Source organism: Secundilactobacillus paracollinoides (assembly GCF_001702155.1).
Classification (GTDB): Bacteria; Bacillota; Bacilli; order Lactobacillales; family Lactobacillaceae; genus Secundilactobacillus; species Secundilactobacillus paracollinoides.
Genome location: NZ_CP014912.1, coordinates 2,795,541 through 2,820,251 on the forward strand (window position 1 = coordinate 2,795,541; position 24,711 = coordinate 2,820,251).

Annotated in this window: 22 protein-coding genes and 1 pseudogene; 10 read left to right on the plus strand and 13 right to left on the minus strand. The window is 49.8% G+C overall.

Translation table 11 applies throughout. The features are described 5' to 3' along the window. Window positions 1-120: 120 nt before the first annotated feature. Window positions 121-969 (minus strand): annotated as a pseudogene (locus tag AYR61_RS12220) (aldo/keto reductase). Window positions 970-1,117: 148 nt separating this feature from the next. On the opposite strand from AYR61_RS12220, the gene AYR61_RS12225 reads away from it, so the two are divergent. Further along, window positions 1,118-1,681: a sugar O-acetyltransferase gene (locus AYR61_RS12225; RefSeq protein WP_054707231.1), complete on the plus strand. Its 564-nt coding sequence runs from the start codon at window positions 1,118-1,120 to the stop codon at window positions 1,679-1,681. A gap of 80 nt (window positions 1,682-1,761) precedes the next feature. Here AYR61_RS12225 and AYR61_RS12230 read toward each other — a convergent pair whose 3' ends face one another. From AYR61_RS12230 to AYR61_RS12250, 5 genes are all read right to left on the minus strand, one after another. Beyond that, entirely contained in the window at window positions 1,762-2,022 is a 261-nt protein-coding gene (locus AYR61_RS12230; RefSeq protein ID WP_065903203.1) for a hypothetical protein, read from the minus strand. A gap of 249 nt (window positions 2,023-2,271) precedes the next feature. Next, window positions 2,272-5,412 (minus strand): AAA family ATPase, encoded by a 3,141-nt coding sequence (locus AYR61_RS12235; protein WP_065903206.1) that lies wholly within the window; start codon window positions 5,410-5,412, stop codon window positions 2,272-2,274. After that, window positions 5,409-6,533 (minus strand): exonuclease SbcCD subunit D, encoded by a 1,125-nt coding sequence (locus tag AYR61_RS12240; protein ID WP_065903216.1) that lies wholly within the window; start codon window positions 6,531-6,533, stop codon window positions 5,409-5,411. Before AYR61_RS12240 ends, AYR61_RS12235 begins: the two co-directional genes overlap by 4 nt. 134 nt (window positions 6,534-6,667) lie before the next feature. Next, window positions 6,668-7,090, minus strand: a complete 423-nt coding sequence (locus AYR61_RS12245; protein ID WP_054707223.1) for a hypothetical protein — start codon at window positions 7,088-7,090, stop codon at window positions 6,668-6,670. Between the two features lies 1 nt (window position 7,091). After that, entirely contained in the window at window positions 7,092-8,081 is a 990-nt protein-coding gene (locus AYR61_RS12250; RefSeq protein ID WP_054707220.1) for a LysR family transcriptional regulator, read from the minus strand. Window positions 8,082-8,277: 196 nt separating this feature from the next. Between AYR61_RS12250 and AYR61_RS12255 the strand changes: the two genes are divergently transcribed. The 4 genes from AYR61_RS12255 to AYR61_RS15780 all read left to right on the plus strand — a co-directional run bounded on the left by AYR61_RS12255 (window position 8,278) and on the right by AYR61_RS15780 (window position 12,967). Continuing rightward, window positions 8,278-9,606: a D-serine ammonia-lyase gene (locus tag AYR61_RS12255; protein WP_056987685.1), complete on the plus strand. Its 1,329-nt coding sequence runs from the start codon at window positions 8,278-8,280 to the stop codon at window positions 9,604-9,606. 628 nt (window positions 9,607-10,234) lie between these two features. Further along, window positions 10,235-11,107 (plus strand): DUF3737 family protein, encoded by an 873-nt coding sequence (locus tag AYR61_RS12260; RefSeq protein ID WP_054707217.1) that lies wholly within the window; start codon window positions 10,235-10,237, stop codon window positions 11,105-11,107. Further along, complete coding sequence (locus AYR61_RS12265; RefSeq protein WP_056987684.1) at window positions 11,097-12,260, plus strand: MalY/PatB family protein; 1,164 nt, start codon at window positions 11,097-11,099, stop codon at window positions 12,258-12,260. Before AYR61_RS12260 ends, AYR61_RS12265 begins: the two co-directional genes overlap by 11 nt. Window positions 12,261-12,370: 110 nt before the next feature. Continuing rightward, window positions 12,371-12,967, plus strand: a complete 597-nt coding sequence (locus AYR61_RS15780; RefSeq protein ID WP_065903218.1) for a DUF1801 domain-containing protein — start codon at window positions 12,371-12,373, stop codon at window positions 12,965-12,967. A 346-nt stretch (window positions 12,968-13,313) separates the two neighbouring features. Here the strand turns inward: AYR61_RS15780 and AYR61_RS12275 are convergent, their stop codons facing one another. Both AYR61_RS12275 and AYR61_RS12280 read right to left on the minus strand, forming a co-directional pair. Next, entirely contained in the window at window positions 13,314-15,167 is a 1,854-nt protein-coding gene (locus tag AYR61_RS12275; protein ID WP_065903221.1) for a DUF2207 domain-containing protein, read from the minus strand. Between the two features lie 149 nt (window positions 15,168-15,316). Then, window positions 15,317-17,125 (minus strand): FAD-dependent oxidoreductase, encoded by a 1,809-nt coding sequence (locus AYR61_RS12280; RefSeq protein WP_065903223.1) that lies wholly within the window; start codon window positions 17,123-17,125, stop codon window positions 15,317-15,319. Between the two features lie 246 nt (window positions 17,126-17,371). Here AYR61_RS12280 and AYR61_RS12285 point away from each other — a divergent pair, with 246 nt between their 5' ends. Both AYR61_RS12285 and AYR61_RS12290 read left to right on the plus strand, forming a co-directional pair. Then, window positions 17,372-17,806, plus strand: coding sequence for a MarR family winged helix-turn-helix transcriptional regulator (locus tag AYR61_RS12285; RefSeq protein WP_065903226.1), 435 nt, complete (start codon window positions 17,372-17,374; stop codon window positions 17,804-17,806). Between the two features lie 3 nt (window positions 17,807-17,809). Beyond that, the gene (locus AYR61_RS12290) at window positions 17,810-18,985 is read left to right on the plus strand and encodes an MFS transporter (protein WP_065903228.1); all 1,176 of its coding nucleotides are present in this window, start codon (window positions 17,810-17,812) and stop codon (window positions 18,983-18,985) included. 43 nt (window positions 18,986-19,028) lie between these two features. Here AYR61_RS12290 and AYR61_RS12295 read toward each other — a convergent pair whose 3' ends face one another. Further along, window positions 19,029-20,057 (minus strand): SDR family NAD(P)-dependent oxidoreductase, encoded by a 1,029-nt coding sequence (locus AYR61_RS12295; RefSeq protein ID WP_065903236.1) that lies wholly within the window; start codon window positions 20,055-20,057, stop codon window positions 19,029-19,031. Window positions 20,058-20,245: 188 nt separating this feature from the next. Between AYR61_RS12295 and AYR61_RS14995 the strand changes: the two genes are divergently transcribed. Together AYR61_RS14995 and AYR61_RS12300 are read left to right on the plus strand one after the other, a co-directional pair. Further along, entirely contained in the window at window positions 20,246-20,365 is a 120-nt protein-coding gene (locus tag AYR61_RS14995; protein ID WP_082409100.1) for a TetR/AcrR family transcriptional regulator, read from the plus strand. Next, window positions 20,343-20,708, plus strand: coding sequence for a TetR-like C-terminal domain-containing protein (locus AYR61_RS12300; RefSeq protein ID WP_056987679.1), 366 nt, complete (start codon window positions 20,343-20,345; stop codon window positions 20,706-20,708). Before AYR61_RS14995 ends, AYR61_RS12300 begins: the two co-directional genes overlap by 23 nt. A 23-nt stretch (window positions 20,709-20,731) precedes the next feature. Here AYR61_RS12300 and AYR61_RS12305 read toward each other — a convergent pair whose 3' ends face one another. The 3 genes from AYR61_RS12305 to nudC all read right to left on the minus strand — a co-directional run bounded on the left by AYR61_RS12305 (window position 20,732) and on the right by nudC (window position 22,662). Further along, on the minus strand, window positions 20,732-21,265 hold the full coding sequence (locus AYR61_RS12305; protein WP_054707206.1) for a DUF2812 domain-containing protein: 534 nt from the start codon (window positions 21,263-21,265) through the stop codon (window positions 20,732-20,734). Next, a complete protein-coding gene (locus AYR61_RS12310) occupies window positions 21,246-21,569 on the minus strand; it encodes a PadR family transcriptional regulator (protein WP_054707204.1) in 324 nt (107 codons plus the stop codon). The genes AYR61_RS12305 and AYR61_RS12310 overlap by 20 nt, the downstream gene beginning before the upstream one ends. Window positions 21,570-21,816: 247 nt before the next feature. Continuing rightward, entirely contained in the window at window positions 21,817-22,662 is an 846-nt protein-coding gene (gene nudC / locus AYR61_RS12315; protein WP_054707201.1) for an NAD(+) diphosphatase, read from the minus strand. Between the two features lie 268 nt (window positions 22,663-22,930). Between nudC and AYR61_RS12320 the strand changes: the two genes are divergently transcribed. Next, window positions 22,931-23,680, plus strand: a complete 750-nt coding sequence (locus AYR61_RS12320) for a hypothetical protein (RefSeq protein ID WP_065903238.1) — start codon at window positions 22,931-22,933, stop codon at window positions 23,678-23,680. A gap of 58 nt (window positions 23,681-23,738) precedes the next feature. On the opposite strand, the gene AYR61_RS12325 is transcribed toward AYR61_RS12320, so the two are convergent. Further along, complete coding sequence (locus AYR61_RS12325; RefSeq protein ID WP_065903241.1) at window positions 23,739-24,662, minus strand: NADP-dependent oxidoreductase; 924 nt, start codon at window positions 24,660-24,662, stop codon at window positions 23,739-23,741. Between the last annotated feature and the right edge of the window lie 49 nt (window positions 24,663-24,711).

The window sequence follows — 24,711 nt, forward strand, 5'->3', positions numbered from 1 at the left end:
CCTTAATTGATTACAAGGATAAGCTTACGACCTTGAGTAGGGTCTAAGTCAACTAGTTTGCTTTGAAATTTAAAGCTGACTGTCCTTCCATTTTGGTCTCAAACTTTTTCCTTCAATTATTTATTTTTCCGTTGCGTTATGGTAATGGGTCGGTGCCGTGTCCTGCATTGCATTTAAGGTCGTCATGTCAGCATCACTGATGGTAAAGTCTAATTCAGTGTTGGCTTCAATGTGAGTCTTTGAGGTTGCCTTGGGCAGCGGCAAGACACCGTTTTGAATGACGAACCGAAGTGCCAGTTGGGGTACTGAAACGGTGTACTGCTTGGCTAAACTGGTCATGGTTGGATTGTTTAACAGATCATCGGTTGCTAGTGGTGAGTAGGCTTCAACCAAAATGCCGTTGTCTTGCGCAAATTTTGTATTTTCAGGCTGGGTAAACCCAGCCTAATACATGATTTGATTGACCGCTGGAACGATTTCGGCGTTGTCTAACAGATTCTTAACATCATGCGCATCGAAATTTGAAATTCCGATACTCTTGATTTTGCCAGTCTTATACAGTTTTTCCAGTTCTTTCCAAACAGCGAGGTTTTCCTGATCAAAACGGGTACCAACCTGATTCAGTGGCCAAGGCGCATGGATCAAGTAGAGGTCCAGATAGTCGGTGTCGAGATTGCTGAGTGTCTCATTGAAGTAGTCAGCAACTTGACCGGCATTCTTGACCTCAGCGGGCAATTTTGAGGTCAGGTAGATATCTTCACGCGCGATACCAGATTCGTTAATGGCCTTCCCAACACTTTTTTCATTGCGGTAGACGTAGGCGGTATCGATATGCCGGTAGCCCAACTTTAGCGCATTCGAAACAGCGTTATACGCGGTGTCGCCATCGGGAATCTGCCAGGTACCAAACCCGACTTTAGGAATTTTAATGCCGTTGTTGAGGGTGAATGTTTCGGTTAAAAGACTCATTTAAACATCTCCTTAATTGATTACAAGGATTAGCCTACGACCTTGAGTGGGCTCTAAGTCAACTAGTTTGCTTTAAAGTTTAAAACTAACAGGCGTTTGACTTAGACGCTACTCTAAGTTCTAAAATAATCATGAAAGGATGGATGACATGAAATCTGAATTAGAGAAGCTGAATAATGGTGACTGGTACTATTTTTTAGACAGTGCAGTTGTTGCGCGTAAAGCCCGTGCCGCACAACTTTGCCAGGACTTTAATGCCCTCCCTGCAACAGACGCGGCAGCCCAAACTGCAAAAATTCGTGACTTGTTTGGTACAGCGGGTACAAGACTGTCCGTCCAAGCCCCTTTTCATTGCGATTACGGCAAAAACATTCACGTTGGCGATGATTTTCTGAGTAACTATAATCTGACTATTTTGGATATCGCACCTGTCACTATGGGAAACCACGTCATGATTGGACCAAACGTCGGTATCTATACTGTCAATCATCCAATGACTGCCAGTGGGCGTCGAGAATACAAAGCCAAGGCTTTACCGATTACAATTGGCAACGATGTTTGGCTTGGAGGCAACGTTGTTATCTTGCCAGGTGTAACGATTGGCAATAATGTCGTAGTCGCTGCTGGCGCTGTTGTGAATAGTGATGTACCAGATAACACATTGATGGCTGGTGTCCCTGCTAAGCCTATCAAGTCACTTTCTGAATTCTAAACGTGTACTTATACCTCAAAGTAAAACAAAAAAGTCTAGAAATCTCATAAAGGTTTCTAGACTTTTTTGCTTTTTCATGATTAATAGCTCAACGTCGAGTTATCCAACAACCACCCATTATCGATCAACTGGTGGTACTTCTTGCCCATCGGCACCCAGAGTTTTGCTTTCAGGATACTGCGGACTTCTTCCCAGAAAAGCGGGTCCTGTTTCTCGGTTGGCGAAACGTTGACTTCAACCAGCGACCCGGTTTCGGTGCGGGCTTTAATAACGGGGTAAGTCACTTCAATGATTTGTGCTGCGGTAACGTTTTTTAGTTCTTTATTTTGGTCGATTAACATGGTAAGACACTCCTTTTTTTAATGACGATAGCGTGTCGGCTAGATTGATTGGACATGTGGTTTGGTTGTCCTGCATGTCTACGGTTACTAGTTAACCAATTTGACCTTAATTCGAACTAAAAAACAAATGTGAGGAAAATGAGAATTTGAATGATACGGGTTACATCATTGGTGTGACAGCGTTTTGTTCAAATGTCTAAGCTTCAGTAAAGTGCTTAAAAAATTATAAAATTCCGACGATGCACCGGGTCATTGTGGGACAACCAGCTTGGCGTGACTCTTGCCCTGACCCTGAGTGGCAACCTGAATCTGGTACGGAATCTGTGATTTTAAGGCCTCTACATGGGAAATGATCCCGATCATTCGGTGGTCACCTTCGATGTGTTCGAGGGCCGCCATGGCTGTTTGCAGCGAGTCGGCATCCAGTGAGCCAAACCCTTCATCGATAAACAGCGCGTCAATGGAGATCCCGCCAGCTTGGTTTTGAATGACTTCACCCAACGCTAACGCTAAACTCAGCGCGGCGATGAAACTCTCGCCACCGGACAAGGTGTGGACACTTCTGGTGTGGCCAACATTGTCGTCGTACACATCCAATTCCAAGCCGGTGTTTTTGGCGTACGTCCCCGCTTCTTCGTGCAGTTGAAGGTAGTAGCGGCCTGAACTTAGGGCCTGCAGATGACCGTTTGCGGCGTCCAATATTTCTAAGAGGTACTGCTGTAAAACGTAGCGCTCCAAACTTAATTTGGCGTCACCGTTGCCGTTGATGGTGCTCGAGAGTAACGTCAGCGCGTCAAGGTCATTTGCCTGTTTACGGATAGCCTTGGTGGCTTTCTCGATTGTTTCCAGAGTGTGCTGGTTCAGAATGTACAACTTACTGGTTGCTTCCATCGCGTCATTCGCCTGTTGCAACTCATCCTGAGCCGTCTTTAAGGTTGTTTGCGCCGAGGTCACGTCAATGCGCTCGCCGCTGACCATTTTCCGGTAGGTTTCTAATTGGGCTCGAACCGCCGCTACCTGTTGATTGTACGTTTGTAACTGTTGGCGTTGGTCAGTAATGGATGGTAGTTGATTCAGTAACGTTTTGAACTGATCCCAATCTGGTTCACCGTCAAAGTGCGCCTCTAACGCTGTTGTCAGCTGGTCATTCAACGCGGTTAACTGTTTGGTTAATTCATTTTGGCGGGCGGTCATCACATCTAGTTTAGAGGTGGATGCGGCCAGTGCGTTTTCAGTACTGGAGACTGTTTTTTGCGTTTCTTGTCGCCGCTGCTCAAAATCGGCAGTTTCTTTTTTAAGCGCGTTGAGATGGGCGTCGAGGCTGTCGAGGTCCTTAAAGGCCGTCGGTACCTGGGCTTGCGCATCCGTCAATTGGACAGTCACCGTCTGCACCTGTTGCTGCACCGTGGCGACCTGGGCTTGTTGATCAGTTGCCGCCTTAGTTAAGTCAGCCTGTTGTTGCGTCAATTCGGTGACCTGAACTGCTGCCTTTTGACTTTTGTCCAAGTCCTGTTGCACCGCCGCCAGCTGGCTCGTCACCGTTTGTGCCGCCTTTTGGAGCGCGGTTTGGCAATCGGCCAGTCCTGATCCAGCATCAACTGAAAGCCACTCAAGGGCGCCTAATTCAGTTTCAAATGACGTGATTGCCTTGTTTTGGGCAGTTTGTTGCGTCGTTAACTGCTGTTGCAACTGTTCAATTTCAGTTTGTTGTTTGGTCAGCGTCTGACTTTGCGCTGTGACCAGTTTGTCAGCCTTCGTGAGCGCTGCCTTGGTGACCGTTTTTCCTGCCACGGCGACTGCTGGGCTGGGATGGTCCACACTGCCGCAGATTGGGCATGGCGTGCCCGGGCTTAACTGCTGCGCTAACTCAGCAATGTGGTTGGCTAGGCGCTGATTCTCCAAATCGGCCTTGGCGGCTTCGGCAGTCTGGACTGCGGCCTGTAAGTCCGGCAGGGTTGCCTGCTTGGTAGTGATCTGCGCTTGAAGCGTGCTCAGCTGGTCATTGACCCCAGTCAACGTCTGGCCTTGCCGCGTGTAGCCAGCCAACTTGTCCTGTTGCTGCAACAAAGTCGTTTGTTGTAATTTCAATGGTGCTGCTTGGTTAGCAAGCGACTCTTGCTGAGTCAGGGCGTCACTGAGTGTTTTCTGCTGGGCTGTCATCGCGGTCAAGGCCGTTTGTGCCTGATCAGCATCCTGGGAGGCCTTCTTGAGTGCCGCAGTTAAGTGGGCAACTTTTTCAAATGAGGGCCGTTGCTGTTCCAGCAGCGGTATTTGCTGCTGCTTTGCAGCGAACTCAGGAGCCTGTGCCTGTAACATGGTCTGGGTCGTCTTGAGGGCCTTTAAGTCAGCCGTTGTTTGTGTCCGCGTCTTTTCTTCAGCAACGATCGACTGGGCCGTTTGCTGGTAACTGGTCGTCGTCTGTTGGCGGGTATCATAATCCGGCTTGAGCGATTGCGCCCAGACGAGGTCAGCAATTTGGGTCTTCAAGGCTGCCATGGCGGGTTCCTGGGTCGTTAATTGCGTGTGTTGGGCTTCCAATTTTGCGAGTTCGTCTAACTGTTGATTATGTTTGACGGCCTGTTCAATGGCGGTCTGTTGTTTTTGAACGGCAGTCTGTTTTTCATTCAGAGCGGTGCGTTGTGCGTGCCCAGTCGCTTCAGTTTTATTCTGCTGGGTCTTCAACAGGTCAACCTGAGCTTCCACACCGAGGTTGTCTAAGTCATCGGGGGTTTCGACCCACTGAATTGCCTTGAGGTTATCAGTGATCGTGCTCTTCCAGCCGCGGCTCTTGGCGTTGGCCTCTCGCAGCTGGTCCTTGATCTGATCGCCCCAGTTTTGGTAGAGCTGTGTCTTGAACAGCTTACGGAGCACGCCTTCCTTGCCTTCGCTATCAGAGATTAAAAACCGCCGGAAGTCACCTTGCGGCAGCAGGACAATCTGTGAAAATTGGTCCCGGTTGATCTGCAGTAAGCCTTCCAGTTCAATGTTGATATCTTTTAGTTTGGTGGTGTCTTCAACCTTTTTATCGTTATCAAACACCTTTAATTCAGCGGATGCGTTATAGGTCTTATCGCCAGACCCACGTTTTTTAGCGAGGGTTTGTTTAGGCTGCCGAGTGATCTCGTACTGTTTGCCCTGGTGCTCAAATAACAGGGTGACCTCCGTCGGTTCGGTGTCCACCGCAAAGTCTGACCGCAAGCTATTTGCTGGTCGATCTGACGTCACACTTTCACCGTATAGCGCAAAGGTCAGGGCTTCAAAGATCGTGGTCTTGCCGCTCCCTGTTTGACCAGAAATTAAGAAAACGGGGACTTCAGCCAATTTTTGAAAGTCGATCGTTTCGGCTTCATACGGGCCAAAGTTCTTTAATGTTAGTTTTAACGGTCTCACGGTTGAACCTCCTTATTGGCCTTCTTCAGCGCGTCCTCGGCCCACTGTTTCTGCTGGTCACTGAGGTCGTCTTTTGCCACCAGTTCGTAAAACTGTTCCAGCAGTGCCATTGGATCCTGATGCTTCACGTTGAGGGCACTTGGCCGCAGGGACGCCTGGTAGCCCTTTTCCCGTTCCAGCGTGATGATATTGGGATAGATTTCCCGTAATCGTGCCAACACGTTAGGAATCGGCTTGGTATCGGTCAGTGTGATGCCATAGTAGTTATCAAGGTCAAGCCCGTTGTAGAAAATGGGATCGATCAACGTTTCAAAGGACTCGTGCAGCAACTGAACGTCACGCAACGGCGTCAGTGGTTTGAATTCGCGAGTCATCGTTTCCGTATCGAGAATGTAGACGCCTTTTTCTTGAGTTGCCTCAGACAGTGAAAACTTGACCGGTGAGCCGCTGTAACTGGCGTTGTCGGCCTGGAGTGCCTGCCGGCCGTGGAGATGACCGAGGGCAACATAGTCAAAGTCTTTCAGTGTTTCCAGCGGCACTGAGGCTAATCCGCCCACCGTCAACTGCGTTTCAGAATCAGTGGTGGTACTACCGGATACGAAAAAGTGCGCTTCAAGAATGTGTTTTTTATCCGGGTCAAACAGGGTCTTCATCTTCGCCACGGCAGCCGCAACTGCCTGATCCAGGTGGACAATGGACTCATCATCAAAGTATTGGGCGGCCGCAAAGGGTTCGAAGTACGGCAATAGGAAGATCTGCGTATCCCCAACCGTAATGGGGTCAAACGCGTCCTTGATATCGGTTGCCATGTAGAACTTGGTGGCCTTAAACCACTGGGCACCGGTGGCGAGCCGAATCGCGCTGTCGTGGTTGCCGGAGATCGCGTAGATCGGAATCTGGTCGGTGAGGTTTAATTGTTCGATCATGGCGTTGAGTTGTTCAACGGATGATTCTGACGGCAGGCCACGGTCGTACAGGTCGCCCGCTAATAAAATGCCGTCCACTTTTTCGGCCTTGGCAATCGTTTCGATTTGAGTAAACGCATCCGCCTGAGATTCGGTCAGATCAAAGCCGTGTAAGCGACGGCCAATGTGCCAATCGGCTGTATGCAAAAAACGCATGGCAAATCCTCTTTTCTAAAATTTGGTTGGTTAGTAGGAACTACGTAGAACTATCCCTATTAGTTTACCATTTTAGAAATTTTTTCAGAAGATTTCCGTGCGTCTATTTTGTGGCATTTAAAAAATAAAGCGCATTATTCTGGATGATAGTGGCTAATCACGGTTTCATACTGGCGAATCAACCCATTCACGTGATGTTCAAACTGCAGCATCAAGTCGCGTTTGGACAGGTCTAACTGCGTGTCAGCACTCACCGGCTGGTCGTCGCCGTCCAGCGTAAACTGGTCTAAAAACTGGGTGCTGGCTTCAATGTAGTCCTGAACCGGCGTAACAAACGCGCCACCGGAGACGCGATAGGAATTGATCAATTTGTCGCCGTGGTTTTTGATGCTTTTTTGAAAGGGTGCTAAGTCGCCGACAGTGAGTTGTTCCGGCAGTGAGCCGCTCTGGCCTAGGATGTAGTCCCAAAAGGCGTGCAACGTTTTCTTGGCCGCTGATTTACTGCCGCCGCTGTGGTGGGTCGCCCCACCGAAATCAAAGTGTTTTTGAAGTGCCATGTTAATCTCGCTTTCTGTTTGGATGCTGTGCGCCGTGAACGATCCGGGTCGTTTGGCGGGTGCGATTGATTGTGGGCGCGGTGTGACTGGTCGTTAACACCTGCGCGCTCGTTTGGATGATCTGCTGCTGGGTGGCTTCGATCGTTTTCAAGTGGGCTTGTGCCTTCCGGGAAACGAGATAGAAATGCCGATGCTGTCCAGGCGTTAGCGGCAACGCTCGGGTTGCCGTCAGCTGGGCTGGAATCGTGATGCCTGGCAACACACCGATACCGACATTATACTGCACGGCACTGCGAATCGCAGCGTAGTCTTGGAACGTGGCAATTCGGTGCGGTTGGTAACCGGCTTCCTGACAGAGCCGCCAGACCCGGTCACTCAGATACGCGCCATCCGGTTCCATGGCCCAGTCCTGGTCCCGAAGATCAGAAATGCTGATCGCGGTCTGGGAAGCCAACGGATTTTGTGTGTTGACCAACACTTTGAGCGCGTCGGTACCAAGTTCAACCGCCGTTAGATCAGCTGGCAACGGCATCATGTCACCAATGTAGGCCACGATGGCCAGGTCGATCTGGTGGGCACTGAGCGCCGTCAAACTTGCGGGTGGTTCGAGTTCAGCCAACCGAAAGTCCACAGCTGGGAATTGATGGTTCACGGCCGCAGTTGCTGGGACCACCAATTCTTGTAGTGCACTGGAAAACGCACCGATGCGGACAATGCCTTCATAGTTGGTATCCGCACCTGTCAGTGACACTTCAACGGCTTCTAATTCATCAATGATCGGGCGAACCTGCGCGATGAGATCCTTGGCCGTTGGCGTCAACTCAACATTGCGGCCAACCTTTTCCAGCAAGGTGGTATTGGTGTCTTTTTCTAATTGCTTGAGTTGCGCCGACACGGCTGATTGCGTGATGGCCATGACGTCGGCCACCCGTTTCATTGTTTTTAACGTGTCAAATTGTATCAGAATCTTGAGTCGCCAAATATCCAGCACGTCGTCACCTCCTGACAAGATTATGGCGGAAAGCCCCCATTTTCCAGACTTCCACTATGATGTTAAGTCAATCAAAACCAAACTAATACTCAATATATTTTTGATTTTTTTATTAAAACACTTAAGCTATCATGAAGTATAACCTGATGCCGGGCATTGGTCAATCGCACCGGTATCTGTACTTGGAGGTTTTATCATGACAGACGAACTTGAACAATTAATCCATAAATTCCCACTACTAAATAATATGCAACACTATCAGCCAATTACCTGGATCAACCCAGAATTTGGCGAAGAAGCTGAAATTCCATTTACCCAAGCAGAAGTTTTTGATGTTGCTGCCCGTTTTAAACGGTTTGCACCGTATCTGGCGGCCGCCTTTCCCGAAACACAGAAAACAGATGGCCAGCTGATCTCACCATTGCTCAAGATCGATAAGATGCAGACTGTGTTGGAAGACCGGAATGCGGCCGAGATTCCTGGCAACGTTTATCTTAAAGCTGACAGTATGTTACCCATTTCCGGCTCTATTAAGTCTCGGGGTGGCATTTACGAAGTATTGAAGTTTGCCGAACACGTGGCCATGACTGAAACGAATTTGACCTACTCCGATGACTACGCGGTTTTGGCAACACCCGACTACCACAAATTATTTGCTGATTATGGCATCATGGTCGGCTCGACTGGTAACTTAGGCTTGAGCATTGGTATGGCCGCCGCTAGTTTCGGCTTCAAGACCACTGTTCACATGTCCGTTGATGCACGCCAGTGGAAAAAGGACATGTTGCGGGCCAACGGCGTGACCGTTGTTGAGCATGACGACAGTGTTTCCGTGGCGATCGCTCAAGGGCGGAAAGAAGCGGCTAAGGATCCCCACACTTACTTTATCGATGACGAAGGCTCAAAGGACTTATTCCTAGGTTATTCAGCAGCCGGCATTGAGATTCAAAAACAGTTAACTGACGATGGCATCTTTCCGGATGCGGACCACCCCGTTTTCGTGTATCTGCCAGCTGGCGTAGGCGGCAGTCCCAGCGGTGTCAGCTTCGGTCTGCAAATGATGATGCCTGAGGGAATCTATCCCGTGTTTGCTGAACCAACGCACGTGCCATCCGTCACCATGGGCATGATGACCCACCTCTACGACAAAATTGCGGTCACTGATCTGGGCATCGACGGCAAGACCCTGGCAGACGGGTTAGCCGTTCCCCGCTCATCGAAGATTGCTGGCCGCGTGATGCGCACCCTCTTGTATGGCGCCCACACCTTCAGCGACGACGATATCTACCGGTATTTAGCCCTGTTGGCTGATACGCAAAACATCTATGTTGAACCTTCGGCTGCGGCTGGTTTTAGCGCCATTGCTCCAACCGTTGCCGGATTTGAAAATCAAGCTGTTTTGAAGAACGCCACCCACGTTGTTTGGGCAACTGGCGGGAAGTTAGTCCCAACGGATGAGATGCAGCGGTATTATGACAAAGGCCGGGCATTACTGGCAGAACCACAACAGGTTTTGGCGAGATAATGACGGATATAGGACGATTAAAATAAGATTTGTTTAAAGAGATTGAAAGCTATTTTTCAGTCTCTTTTTGTTCCACAATTAAGATGAAAGTGATCTTTCAATATTGGCGGTAGACGGGCCAATACTGAAAGTTTAAACTAATTGTGACGCAGTTTCTCAGTTTAAGGAGGCCGTTAAAAACCAATTTCAACGACTGATAACGAGCCCATTATCGGCAACTGCGAAAGCCCTCACGTTATTTTCAGATAGTTCACGTTGGCAATACTTTGAAGATGACAACAAGCGAACCGCGTATTTCGCAGCTAATACTATTTTGCTGCATGCCGGTGCTGGTATCTTCACAATGCCACCTCATAAAATGGCTCACTTTCGAAGTTGGCTACATCAGGTCGATGCTGACGGCGACCCCGATCAGCTTATGCGTTGGTTGTTCGATAATTGCTTGTTTGGTGGTGAAGATAAGATCGACTAAACCACATTTAAGCTGCAAAAAGTCTTTTTAATTGACTTAAAGTACACTTTAAGTCCTATACTGTTTGTTGCATGCTGCACTTGCGGCATGGAAATTGTGTCAAACAGAGAGGAAGTTAGATTAAACAGTCCGGTTCTACCCGGCTGTGATACTGCATTGAAAAAATTAACTCAAGAAATTAACCAACAAACCTTAACGGGTGAACGGGCGTTGTTTCAAGCCCACGACACCCATATTACGAATAGTACTTTCAGGGATGGTGAATCGCCGCTCAAACACGCCAGCAATCTCGCCATCGACCACACCCTATTTAAGTGGAAGTATCCGCTGTGGTATGCCAACGACATTACCGTCGCGGATAGTGCCCTGCAACAGGGTGCTCACGCTGGAATCTGGTACACCCACCATCTCGCCATGCGTGATACCATGGTGTTAGACACCAAGACATTTCGTCACGCCACTGATCTTGACATTCAAAACGTCACCTTCAGTGATGCCGCTGAAACGCTTTGGTGGTGCACTGATGTGAAATTGGATCACGTCACAGCGACCGGGGACTACTTCGGAAAAAACTGCGAAAACGTGGTTGTCGATCATCTGAACCTCACTGGCAACTATGCCTTTGATGGGTCAAAGAACGTTGAGGTGCACAATTCGACGTTCATGACCCACGATGCGTTTTGGAATTGCGATAACGTGACCGTTTACGATTCCACGTTAATAGGTGAATATCTCGCCTGGAATTCGAAAAACATCACGTTTGTCAATTGCTGGATCGAAAGCGACCAGGGACTGTGCTACGTGGACCACTTGACACTTCAAAACTGTAGTATGGTCAACTCGGATCTTATTTTTGAGTACTGTTCCGACGTTGATACTACCGTGACCACCGCAATCGACAGTGTCAAGAATCCAGTGAACGGCCGCATTGTTGCTCCCGCCATTGGCCAAGTCATTTTCGATGATCCGCAGATCGACCGTCAGCGCACCGAAATACAAATAAGGAAGGATCAGCAACATGCCGTATGATTTCGAATCACCCGTAAATCGTCGTAACACCAACTCTGTGAAGTGGGACGTCAAACCAAATGAACTGCCGCTCAGCATCGCTGACATGGACTTTCGCACCGCACCTGAGATCGTCAGTGCGATTCAAACGCGAGCTGAAACGGGGATTTTTGGGTATGAAGAAGTGCCCCAGGCCTACTTTGAGGCCGTCGCAAACTGGTATCGTGACCAACATGATTGGCAGCCGAAAACGGATTGGATGCTGTTTGCGACCGGCGTTGTGCCCACCATCTCGTCAGCCGTGCGACGGTTGAGCCAGATTGGTGACAACGTTTTGATTCAGTCACCCGTTTATAATATTTTCTACAATTCCATTTTGAATAACGGCCGTCACGTTTTATCCAGCGACCTCGTCTATACTGACGGTACGTACACCGTTGACTGGGCCGACTTGGAAACAAAAATGGCCGACCCGCTCACGTCACTCATGATCTTCTGTAACCCGCACAATCCGACCGGGCATATCTGGGAAACCACTGAACTTGAACGTATCGGTGCGCTGGCTACTAAGTATCACGTGGTGGTTATTGCCGATGAAATTCATGGTGACGTCACGGATACGGGCTATCAGTACGTGCCGTTTGCGTCTGTAAACGACGTGAACGCGCAAAATAGTGTCACCTGTGTTTCGCCAAGCAAGACCTTTAACGTTGCCGCCATGCACGTTGCAACAGTGATCGTGCCCAACCCAGAATTACGGGCAATTGTGAACCGCGGGCTGAACACGGATGAACTGGCAGAACCAAACCCGTTTGCGGTACCCGCAAGTGTTGCCGCCTATACCCTTGGGGCGCAATGGGTCACAGAATTGCGCCAGGTCATTACGGCCCACAAGCAGCAGTTAACTGCATTTATGGCCGCCAACCTCCCTCAGGTCCACGTGATCACTGGTCATGCCACGTATTTGATGTGGCTGGACGTCAGTGCTGTGACGACGGATGCTGCGGCACTGACCGCGTTTTTGCGGGAAAAGACCGGGCTGATTGTCGCTGACGGGAATGCTTACGGACCAAACGGTAAACTCTTTATTCGGATCAGCGTGGCCTGTCCCACTGCCGAGTTGACGGATGGGTTGAACCGGTTGAAACAAGGCATTGATGCCTATCACGATTAAACCGAATGATGGTTTAGAAGGCTTTCTTAAAACTGGCACGTGGTGGTTTAAGGAAGCCTCTTTTTTGGTTGGATGCTATGGTATACTCGGTACAAAAGGACGTGAGGCTCATGACTGTGATCACAGACTATATTGACCAGGCGCCAACCCTGGCACAGCCCCATCTACAACAAATTTATGCACTGTTGAAACAATTGTTGCCTGACGCCGAGGAACGCATCAGTTATGGGATGCCGACGTTTTGGCAGCAGCACAACCTTGTGCACTTTATCGCCAACAAGCATCATCTAGGGTTTTATCCCACAGCGGCACCCTTGGTCGAGCTGGCGGATGAATTGGATGGCTACACCCATTCTAAGGGTGCGATTCAGTTTCCTTATGATCGCCCCTTGCCGACCAATCTGATCACGAAGTTGGTGCGGTCACGGTTAGCTCACCCTGAAACGGCAGCGCGTCACCGACGATCGACTGAGGCCATGCCGCCTGAAATTCAACAAGCATTGACCCAAGCTGGCTTGCTGGCGCAATTTAACGTGCGACCCCACTACCAGCAAAATGATTATCTGCGCTGGATTCAACAGGCCAAGCGGCCGGCCACGCAGGAAAAACGCCTGCAACAAATGCTAACAGAGTTGACAGACGGGCATTTGTATATGAAAATGAACTGGCAGACGAAGTCAAAGCGTGCGGGTGATAGGCAGGATTAGATGGGTGCGTGTTGCTCATTTGTCATCGTTGCTTTTGACCGCATCATAAAAGACGCAATTGGAATCTCTTGAATGGGATTTTGATTGCGTCTTTTTTTGTTTTTTGATGTTGGTGGTGAGGGCTTCTGTGTAAGTCGCTCTGGTCCGAAAAGTCAGGTTCGGATTCTCGGGTTTATTGCAATCGGGGAGTTATGGCTACTGCGCCCCTATTTTATATAGCGGAAACGTGTTCCAGAAGGCTGAGGGCTACTGCGTAAGCTGACTCTGGCAAAAAATCCAGGCCCGGGATTTTCTGCCAGGGTCAGCTTACGCTCCGCCCTCAAAGCGCCTTCTTCCACACTCTACTCTAAAACACGCCTCCTCCCGATCCACCACCAAAGCCACCCGAACTGCCGCCGCTAAAGCCTCCTGAACCGCCGGTTGAGCTGCTGCCTTCCGTTCTGCCCACGTTGGCGTTGAAATCGGTATTGAACTGGCCGGCGAAACTGTCGCTAAAGCCTGTGCCGTAGAAGAACATCGGGTAGTAGACTGGCATGCCTGTCTGGAGTTCGGCATCCGTAAAGTTGGCCTGCAGTGCCTTAATGACCTTCTTGGCTGACCCGAAGGCCACAGCATACGGTAGGATCTGTTCCCACAGAATTAAATCACCCACCTCTGAGCGGTCAAAATGGCCAATATCGTTTAACATGTCCTTAAAGCCCTGGATCGGCGCCACTTTGTCTTCGCCTTCCTGAGTGTACGGCGACAAGTGCCACATTCTGCGGATGGCCGTGACCAGGCTTAAAATAAACAGAATCAAAGTGAGCAGCCAACCAATTGCCAGCGGGGTACTGTCTGCGAAGGCGAACACAAGAATGCCCGCAAACGACAGGACACCGTTGATGATGATCAACATCCAGCCGTGATTCTTCACGCTTTGGTTGATATCGTTAAACAACCCCATGTTTTTGACGCGGGTGTAGGTGGTTGACTGCCAGGCTGAGAACTTATCGTACAGGTTATTGTGGCGGCCATGGCCAGTATAACGGTTGATTTCAGCCAAGGTGACGGTTCGGTGATCATCGCTACCGACCTCTCCCACCTGATCAAAGATGAAGTTGAGCATCTTATTTTTCTTGTGTTCAGCAGTCAACTTGGTGGTTTCTGTCAACCGGTAAGTCTTTTTGTGATGCTTGCCGTCTTCTTGGGCAATCGTGATCTCGCCAGCTGCCGCCAGTTCCATTAACCACGCGCTGAAGGCCTCATCCGTCGGGTCTTCCCGGGACAACAATACCTGGGACGTCACCGCATCGTACGCTGGAATCTCATAGTTGTGCACATCCGGCTGTTCCGTGATGTGTTGCGCCGGATGCGTGTTGAACCAGCGACGTTGATACAGGTAATGCCAAGCACCGATCAGCAAGATCACAATACCGGCAATAAGCGGTATCATGCGGGACCAAAACCGCTTTTGATTGGCCTGTTTTGCCAGCGTGGCTTCCTGCTGCTGCGCCTGTTTTAAATGACGCGTGTTCTTCTTATTCGTATTTGTCGGGGTCACGCTGGTTGGAAATAGCATGTGACTTTCAACAAACGTGTTGGCTGGCACTTCATCGACCGTCATGGTGACGGTACCCGCCTGTCGATTAACAGCCGTATGCCCCGATAGTGGGCCGTGTGTCCAGGCCTGGAGTTTGTCAATATTCTTGGCTGGTAAGGCAACCTTGATCTTGACGTTATTCAGCGGGACATCCCACTTGCTGCCGATGATCTTCCAGTTGAGTTGCGCGGTGTCGATATAGTTGGTGATGACCCCGTCGAGTTGATACTTATACTGGAAAGTCACCTGACTGTCACTGGTCGGATAAAAGACCTTAAACCGATAGTTCTTATTGCTGGCTGTGGTCTGGTAGGTATTCGCCGCTTCACTATTACTTTGGCGCAGTGTGGTTTCACGACCGTCTTGAGTGGCCGTGATCTGCGGATTCTTCAACCCCTTGATACCCGTTATGTCCTGGTTGTAATAGACCCCATTAAATGAGCCGTCAAACTTGTAGGTAATATTTTGCGTCAGTTCCGCGTTCCCGTTTTTGTCGACGGCAACGTTAATGTGGTACTTGTTAATGGTGTACTCGCGTGCGTGTGCCTGGGTGGTCGTGATCCCCATGGTCACCACGCCCGCCAAAATCGCGACGAGTACTGCTAGTCGGCGCTGTTTCATGTGTTGTTTCTCCCCCTTAACTGATACTTGAATTTTACCATGCTAGCGGCGGATGTGGGTATAATTGTGCGAAAACAAACATAATCGTCTGTCATGTTTGGCGACAAAAAAACGACTGCGGATGATTGGATTCACAGTCGTTTTTTGTGTTAAACGTGCTTTTTAATTAAAGTTTGTGCCGCTTTACGACCCTGATGGACGATCCCCGCAATTGCGGTTCCTGACCCTGGATAGTACGGGCCAAGCCAGCCGCCAGCCGTTAAGCCGGCAGCGTACAGTCCCTTGATCGGGGCATCGAGGACGTCGAGGACTTGGCCCTCAACGTTAATGGTCAACCCGCCGATTGCGCCGAGGTTCATCGCTTTTGTTTGGTGGACGTAGAACGGTGCGTCTAGTGGCGCGATCCCAGTTTGCCGGTCATAAACCGGGTCACCGCCATTCGCAACGTTGGCGTTCCACTCCTTTAATGTGGCGTACAAATTCGTTTCCGGTGCGTGAATTAATTTCGCAAGGTCAGCGATGGAATCGGCCTTTTTCACTTCGCCGCTGGCTAGATCCTTGGCGAGACTTTCAGCGGTCCAAGCACTCCCTTCAGCAGTGATACTATTGTCGTCGAAAATCATGTAGGTCGGCTTACCAAGCTGCTTTTCCTGCTGAAAAACAGCCCGCATGGTAAACGCATAGGTGGCATCTTCACAGACAAACCGCTTGCCCTTAGCGTTGACGTAGATCATTGGCATGGACGGTACTTGGTCATTCGTGGCATTACCGGTCTTCCCATCCAGGTCGATCGTGCCGCCCATCCCGTTGATCCCGGCACCGGCAGCCATGCCAAGAAAGATGCCGTCGCCGGTATCCGTCACGGCTGATAGATTGGCCTTATGCTGGAGGTCACTATAGTGTTGCGGGTTCAGCGCCTTTGCGAGTTCCAGGTTGTGGTCGATCCCGGCGGTTGCTAAAATAACGCCGCGCTTAGCAGCAATCACTTTCTTCTCACCATTTTGACTGACCACCACACCGTAAACGATTTTCCGGTCACGGTCCTGAATCAGCGCAGTAGTCGGCGTATCGTAACTGATAGTGGCACCAGCGTCCAAAGCGGCCTTTAATAGTGTCTGGGTCAGGACGATGCCGCCACCCTTGCCGTTGTCGTAAACGTGGATCCGGTCAGCAAAGTCCAGTGAACTGGTGGCCGGAATGTGGGTGTTACCATAAACGGACTGCCATTTAATGCCCATATCGGCCAGCCAGTCGATATTCTTGGGCGCATTTTTGGCGAGATCTCGGACAAGGGTCATGTCGACCTGGTCTTCACCAGCGTCGATCCAGTAACTGGCGTGTTTGTCTGGATTATCTGAATCGTAATCGGTCAGGTCCTTTTGATAGGACGTGCCAGCCGCCTGCATGACCCCGCCAGAAAAGTTAGTGGTCCCGCCTGGAATACCGGCCTTTTCACTAATGAAAACGGATAGGCCTGCCTGCGCCGCTTCGGTTGCGGCTGAAAGCCCAGCACCACCGGCACCGACCACGACCACGTCGTACGTTTCATCAAAGTGAACATCGCTGTTATAGGGAACGGGTTTTGTCACCGGTGATGGATTGCGTTCGACAACGTTGACGTTTTCAGAAGCACCAGTGGTCACATCTGCGAGTTTATAGGGGTCTTCAGTGGCGGCATCCAGTGCCTGGTCTGCTGTGAGATCACCCTTTGCGACCGCTGTGGCCTTGTGCACCGCAGCCTCAAACCCGTAAGAGCTGACCGTTGCCCCCGTGATGGCGTCCACGTCAGGATTGCCCGTTGCCGAAATGGCGTCAGCTAACCGGGCAACTCCCAGTGCACCAACCGTGCCCGGCTCAACTTCAGCAGTGACAGCGGTTATTTTGTCATCTTCTATGGTCACAGTGGCTGTGATGTTGCCGTGAAAGCCCTTTGCGGTTCCTTGATATTGTTTGCTCATAACAATAAACTTCCCTTCAAAAGCCGGCTAATAAAGCGCTTACATTATTGGTGACACTTATCAACCGGCATATCGTTTAATTGCCTTGCCTTAACGTCTCTATCATAACACGTTTTCACAAAATAATTGCAGGCAAAAGTAATCGTTTTCATGATTGAGACAGCACCTTTCATTTGTTTTCAGAAGGAAAAAGCCCCATTGACGATAATATACAGTCGGCTGTACATTATAAGACGGAGGTTACAAATGACAACAACAGACTATCAAATTGCGCGGGCGGTCTTGCTGCTTGCAAACACTGTCACAAAAACGCGAAATGCCCACCTGAAATATTTAGGGATTACGGCGGGTCAGGCTGATGCGATCAATTTCTTTGATGAACATCCCAACAGTACGATCACCGCGCTGAAGAATGGGTTTCACATTCAACACGCAACGGCTCAAATGCTGATTCAACGGTTGATCAAAAAGGATCTGATTTCACTTAGCGTGGACCCAACGGATCGGCGAGCAAAACGCGTACAGTTAACCGATGCGGGTCTCAAGGTGCGTCACCAGCTAAAAACAAATGGCGTGAACACTGGTGCAAAATTGTTGGCTGGTTTCTCACAAACCGACACTGCCCAATTCGCGGCCGCCTTACATACTGCTTACTTAAATTTAACGAACGAAGAGGCCTAACGCATGACAAAACCACATTTCTACAATCACAATATAATTTTAATTCTAGCGGCGAGTTTTTGCTATATTGCAAGCGCCATGTTCATTAACCCGTTGATCACAGGGTTTTCCAAGGGCATCGGCTGCACGACGCTCATGGCGGGCGTTGTGGCCGGTGCCATGAACATTACGTCACTCTTTTTGCGGCCGCTTTCCGGTCAGCTGACAGACCGGTACTCAAAGAAACTGCTGGCGTCACTTGGCGGTATCTGCCTGCTGATTGCGACGATCGGATACATGATTGCCAGTAACACTGCCTGGATGATGGTTTTTCGGATCATTAACGGTGTCGGCTACGTGCTGTGTTCCGTTTGTATGGCAACGTGGATGGCAAGTTTACTGCCGCGCGAAAAACTTGGGTCTGGCATGGGCATCTATGGGTTGATGAATGCGCTTGGCATTGCCATCGCGCCCGCCCTCAGCATTGCGCTCTACCAGCAGTTTGGTTACCGCAAAGCGTTCAGTGCCGCTGTCATCTGCAGTGCACTCATGATCATCCTCGTTCAGCTCGTGGGCGATAAGGGGGCGCCGATGGTGACCAAGGCAGAACGTCAGCCTGTTCAGCACAAGGCACATTTGATTCAGCCGAAGGTCTTTCCGCTGGCGATGATCTTGATGTTGTTTGCGCTGCCCTACTTTGCAACCCAGGCGTACATTGTCAGCTACGTTGAAACGCTGCACCTCCCCGTGGCCGTCGGCAGCTTTTTCCCGATCTACGCGGTCTTCTTGATCATCCTGCGCCTGAGTTTACGGTCCCTGTTTGACACCGTTGCTTTTGGTAAATTTTTGTACGTGAGTTTAATCAGCACCCTTATCGGTCTGATTGCCCTCACCCGCCTCACCAATAATGTGTGGTTGTGCCTTGCTGCATTGGGTGTTGCTGGCGGCTATGGGCTCATGTATTCCATCTGTCAGGCAACGTCCCTGCTGATCGTTCCCGAAAACGAACAGGGTCTTGCAAACAGCACGTTTTACATTGGCATGGATCTTGGAATGTCGCTGGGACCGATGCTGGGTGGCGCGTTAAAGAGCGTGTTCCCACTGCATTTGTTCTACCCAGTGATGCTGGTGACCCTGCCGTTGATTTGGGTGATTTATATGATGAACCGCAAGTCGTTTAACATCGTTGCGGCACGATAGGTGCTATCAAAAAAGACGTTTGGCAAGTAGCCGAACGTCTTTTTTAAAGGCTGAATTTCGTCCCGGAATACTGCTCTCCAAGCGACCAGAGTTTTGCTGCCAACTGTGGGTCGATCGACCATGGCCGCGCCCCGAATTTTGAGGTGCTCTCGGCGCTCACAGCCGTTCCAATGTTTGAATCTTCCACAAACACGCCGCCCTTATCTCGGAGTAACGGACTCGTGGCCGCCCACAGGATATCGGCTGCGCCCTGACTGACCGTTTTAAAATAATCGTATTCCGTTAGGCCGTAACGATGCGCTTTCATCGCGTTGCGGGTACTGATCAACCGGGTCGCCTGCAAATTGTTCATCACGATGCCCATGGCGTGCTGGAGGTGCGTATTGCTGTTCACAAAGCGTCCTAAACCGGTTCCTGGGACCAGTCCTGGATGAACGGCGAATGCCCGCACACCATCCTTTTGTGCGCGTTTATCGAGTTCAACTGCAAAGAGGATGTCGGCCGCCTTTGATTGCGCATAGGCGACGTGAGAATCGTAGTCGCGATGATCGAAGTTCGGATCCTGGAAATCAGCGCCGTTCCAAGATTGCGCCCGCGAGGTCACCACGATGACCCGAGACGTACCCGCTGCCTTCAAGGCGGGATACAGTTTGGCAGTTAATTGGAAATGCCCCAAATAATTCGTAGAAAACTGGGACTCATTTCCCCGGCTATCCCGCCTGAGCGGGGCAAACATAATGCCAGCGCACTCAATTAACAGGTCCAATTGATGATGCTGGGCGAGAAATTGGGCTGCGAAGGTGTCAATGGATGCCGGATCCATAAGGTCGAGGACGCCGAATTCAACATTGGGTAGATGGCCGGCAGCGGTTTGCGCTTTTTCAAGGGTTCTTGCGGGCACGATCACGTGGGCGCCGGCCTTGACGAGGGCTTCGGTCACTTTGAGGCCAATGTCGCTATAACCGCCTGTGACGATGGTTGTTTTACCGGTCAAATTGATGCCGCGCATGACTTGCTTGCTGGTCGCCTTCATGGTGAAGGGACTGTTAATGGGTTGTTGTGGGGTTTTCATTAGATTATGGTCTCCTTTGACGTTACACTTGTAACTGCTATGGGAACATGATAGTCTTGAGGCAAGTCAATTACAAGCCAATTGCGCTGTACCGTTACAGTTAGGAGGTCATTGTTACGTCAAATCCATATAGTCATGAGCAAAAAGCCTTAAGTCAAGAAAGTCTTCAGTTAGCCCTGTTTGCACTGATGAAAGAACAACCGTACCCTGCCATCTCGATCAGTGCCATCGCAAAGAAAGCGGGTATTTCGCGGATGGGCTTTTACCGCAACTACGACTCAAAGGATGCGGTGTTGCGAGATTATTAACCACTACATTGACCCATTCTACGATGAACTCAACGCGCTGCCGACAAAGGACCCCGCTGTGATCAGCGAGGCCTACTTTACCTATGTGGCACATAATAGTGCCCTGTTTGAGGTGTTGATTAAGAGCGGTGCTGAAACTATTTTGAGCCAGCAGTTCACCCAGCTCGTGAGTCAATTTTATTTGACCAACGCCCAAACGATTCCCTTTGAAGGTGATTACGCCCGGTATTGGAACAGCTTTGTTGCTGCGGGACTGTACAACATGACCATCGACTGGATCGAAGATGGCCGTCAAGCACCAATTTCGTTAATGGCTGAGATTGCCAGGAAGGTCGCGGGTTGACGTCAGGATAGTTGTCCAGTCATTCACTGTTTTAACCTTCGAATCCGACCTGTGAGCGCAATGAAATTCCAAATATAGATGCCGATCTCAAAAATAACAAGTGCAAGAAACACCATCATGCCAACCGTTTTTGCTTGCTGCACAAATGAAACGGAAAAAGGATCAATCAACCACAGTTCGAAAACAAATATCGCAAGGCCAAAAATCGTCCAACGGGTGCGGAGCCGATTTAACAAGGAGATCTTACTTGTCTTATCAGTGTATAGCTTGGCAGTCACGTCTGAATTGTAGAAGTAGAGCCAGGCCCCATTTAACGTTTCGTGTTTGAATATCAGCTGCCAACCGGCATCCTGGGCCAGCTTCACGTAGGCTGCAATATCTTCACTGGCTTGGAAATCGAGTTGAATCGTTCCGGATAAGGTTTCCGTTTGGACAAAGTGGTAGCGGGCCAGTCGCCAGTTCGTAAATTTCCAGCCTGCATGTGCCATTTTGGTCAAGTACTGTGCCTCTTTTTGATACGCCCATACGGGAAAAAGCTTAATCTGTTTGCGTTCCATGGTCGAGCACCTCCGCGTTCGTGATAAGTTCGTTTAGCCGGTTGCGTTCCGCCAAGAGTAATTGACGGCCAGTTTCAGTAACTTGATAGACCTTCCGATCAGTGGTTTGATCCACTAAATCGATGAGCTGGGCTTTTTGGAATTTCTTCAGCGTGCCGTAAACGGTTCCGGCCCCCAGAACGATTCGGTGGGCCGTAATCGTTTCAACGTGTTGAATGATGCCATACCCGTGACGGGGCGTTAGCAGCGATAATAAAATGTAGAACGCACTCTCCGTCATGGGGAGTTGATCTTCAATTGGCATGTGTATCACCTCTCTATATATCGTAGTGTGATATATTGTTTCTAGATACATTGTACTGCGATATGTGTGACGTGTCGAGTATTTTTGTCGGCGGTTGCGTTATCCGCAGTCTCATCCCCGGTATTAAAAGAGTTATTGACGGATTTTTGCAAAATAAAAACACCCATCCCGAATTTGAATCAAAATTCTGGATGGGTGTTTTTATCTGCGCGATGACTGACGCTGTTGTCTTGAGGCAACGCACCTATTAAATATCGCCTGAACGAAACGCGGAGATCATTGTTTTCGTCAGACTTAAATTATTATCATCGGTTGGAATGTCGTCCCGGTTAAACCATTTGGCAACAGCCAGCTCGTCTGGGTCCGACTTGTAATCATCCGTTGCATAAGTATCCCCGTTGGCTAAATCAGCAAAGAAGCCCATTAGGATCGATTGGGAAAAGCCCCACGGCTGACTTTTAAAGTACTGTAGATTGGTGACTTCAAGACCCGTTTCTTCGTAGACCTCACGACGAACAGTTTCCTCGATTGTTTCTCCAATCTCCACAAAACCGGCAATAAGCGCAAACCGGTCGTACCCTTTGGCATACTTCGTTAACAAAATCTGATCATGTCGTTTCACCGCAACGATGATGGCTGGCGAGATTCGCGGGAACAGTTCCTGCCCACAGTTTGGACAGACCAGCTTTCGTTCGCCAGCGCCTGGTTCGTATAAGTGACCGCAGCGGCCGCAGTACTGGTTATTTGCGTACCAAACAGCGAGGTGGCCCGCTGTGACGGATGCGAAGGCCCGCCACTTAGGTGCGGTGTGCCGCAGGGCGTTCATGGACTGGTACGAAAAGTCACCTAGCTCTGGCAAATCGGTGCTCAGGTAAAAGAAATGGTGGTCGCCCACCGCCAATAAATAGCGCAATGTTGCGAGTTTTTGGCCGTAAGTGGTCTTAATTTCAGCGTAGGTTGGCAGCCGGGTTTCGGCGCCTTCACCAACTAATAAGAGCTGATTTTGATGAATCGTCACGACGTAGGCATCGTCTGATAGCGGTGTGTTGAGGTACTGCGTGTCTAAAACATCTGGTGCAATTTCTTGAAACATGGGGCGATGGCTCCTTTATTACGGATTTTTTGTCGGTGCGTTGATTACTCCTACTGTACCCCTTATTTACCAGTATTAAAAGACGTAGTGCCTTCCAGTCTAGAAAGACGTAAAAATGGACATGTTTGTAACGATTTGATGTACGTTATGTAAAGAATAGCGCTGATTCTTTACACGAACGTATGTTTGATTTTGGTGAAATTTTACGCTATACTAAGTATAAATAACTTGTTTGAAGTCTTTTAATTTAGAAGCGGAAGTGAGTTTGGTGACCTTTAATAAGAATCAGCTTTTAGCAGAAGCGGTCAACCACTACCCCAGCAATTATATTTCATTAGATCTGGAATTTGCCTACACCAAAAATCAGGGCAAGTCCTTTCCTCTGCAGGTAGCCGCCGTTTACGTCCATCAAGGAAAAGTTCAACCCAATCGATTTAACCGGTTTGCCTACTACGATAATATGCGGCCGGAAGATTTTGTCCGGGGACTGGAATACGCAGACACAACGCCGAAAACCTATCGCAAATATGGGGATATTAAGGCGATTGCCCGGCATTTTCTCTCCTGGTGGACCAAGATGAGTGCCCGGAATCTCGGCTGGCCTGAAGACCAACTGAGGGACAGTGCTAACCTTTTGCCCATATTGGGGTACAGCGTGCGCAATGACCTGATTCAATTGACCCATTTTTTTCCAGATGTGATCTGTCCAGAATCCCTCGCCAAAAACTGCGTGCGGTATTACGATGTGGAGCAACTAGTCAAGCAAGTGATCGGTAAGGACAGCGTGCCGCTCCAATCTTTGGCGGCGTTATTCAGCATCGACGCAGGGCGCCCGCACACGGCTGACAGCGATGCGCTCACGTGTGCGACAGTCTTTGAGATTTTAAAGCGGCGGCAACAACGTCCAGCCCGGGCCAAACTCTCCATTCAAGATACTGGGTTTTTGACCCAGATCTCGGAACAGGCCGCCAGTGGTATCACTGATCAACTGGCGGATGCACTGCTAACTGGCCGGTAAACAAAAAAGCGTGATGTCTTCACCATTTCAGGCGAAGACACCACGCTTTTTAATGACTTTAATCTGCGAGCAACACAATTCGACCTGGCGCATGGTGCTGTTCCAACAGTTCATGGCCTTCAATGACACCGTCAAGGGTCAGTGGTAAGGTCTTAAAGATCTTGGCTGCCAGCGTACCATCACCCAGCATTTTTGCCAGCTGAGTCAGCGCCGTTTGCGTTTGATCTGCGTGTAACGGCCGGATATGTTCAAACGTAATTTCTTTATCCGCAACCGTAAGTTCACCACCAACGGAGGCAACGCGCCCGCCGTCTTTAACCACGGCGCCCAGCAATTCTCCGTTGTTACCGTTCATCGCAGCGTTGATCACAACGTCTGAACTATTTGCAAACTTTGCCGCAATATCTTCCTGATCGTATAAACCGATCTCGTCTAACGGCAATTCCTTTAACAGGGCTTCATTTTTTGAAGACCCCGTCCCGATAACGTAAGCGCCTAAATTTTTCGCAATTTGTGCCGCTAACGCCCCAACACCACCAGTCGCGCCATTAATGAAAACGTGGTCGCCGGATTTGATCTGTGTAAAGGCTGTTGCAGCGTTGTACGCAGTAATGCCTGGCGTGACAAGTGTGACCGCTTCAGCGTTTGACGCGTTGGCTGGTTTTTTGACCACCACTTGCGCAGGCACCACCACGTATTCAGCATACGCCGGCCCACCCTGGCCGATCACAACGTCGCCAATTGAGAGCCCGGTAACGTCATCGCCAAGGGCCACCACTTCGCCAACGACGTCTCGACCTGGGAAGATCGGAAATCGGCCGCCACCGAAATTGCCGGCCCGTTGACTGCGCTCAAAATTGTTAAGACCAACGGCGAGGGTCTTGAGTTTAACGTCCGTTGCCTGTTTCACGGATGGCTCTGGTAATTCGAATGCCTGAAACACATCGGGGCCACCAAATTTTTCGTATCTAAATGCTTTCACTATCGTCGCCTCCATCTAGATTGATAAGGCCATTGTACATGGTTTAGTC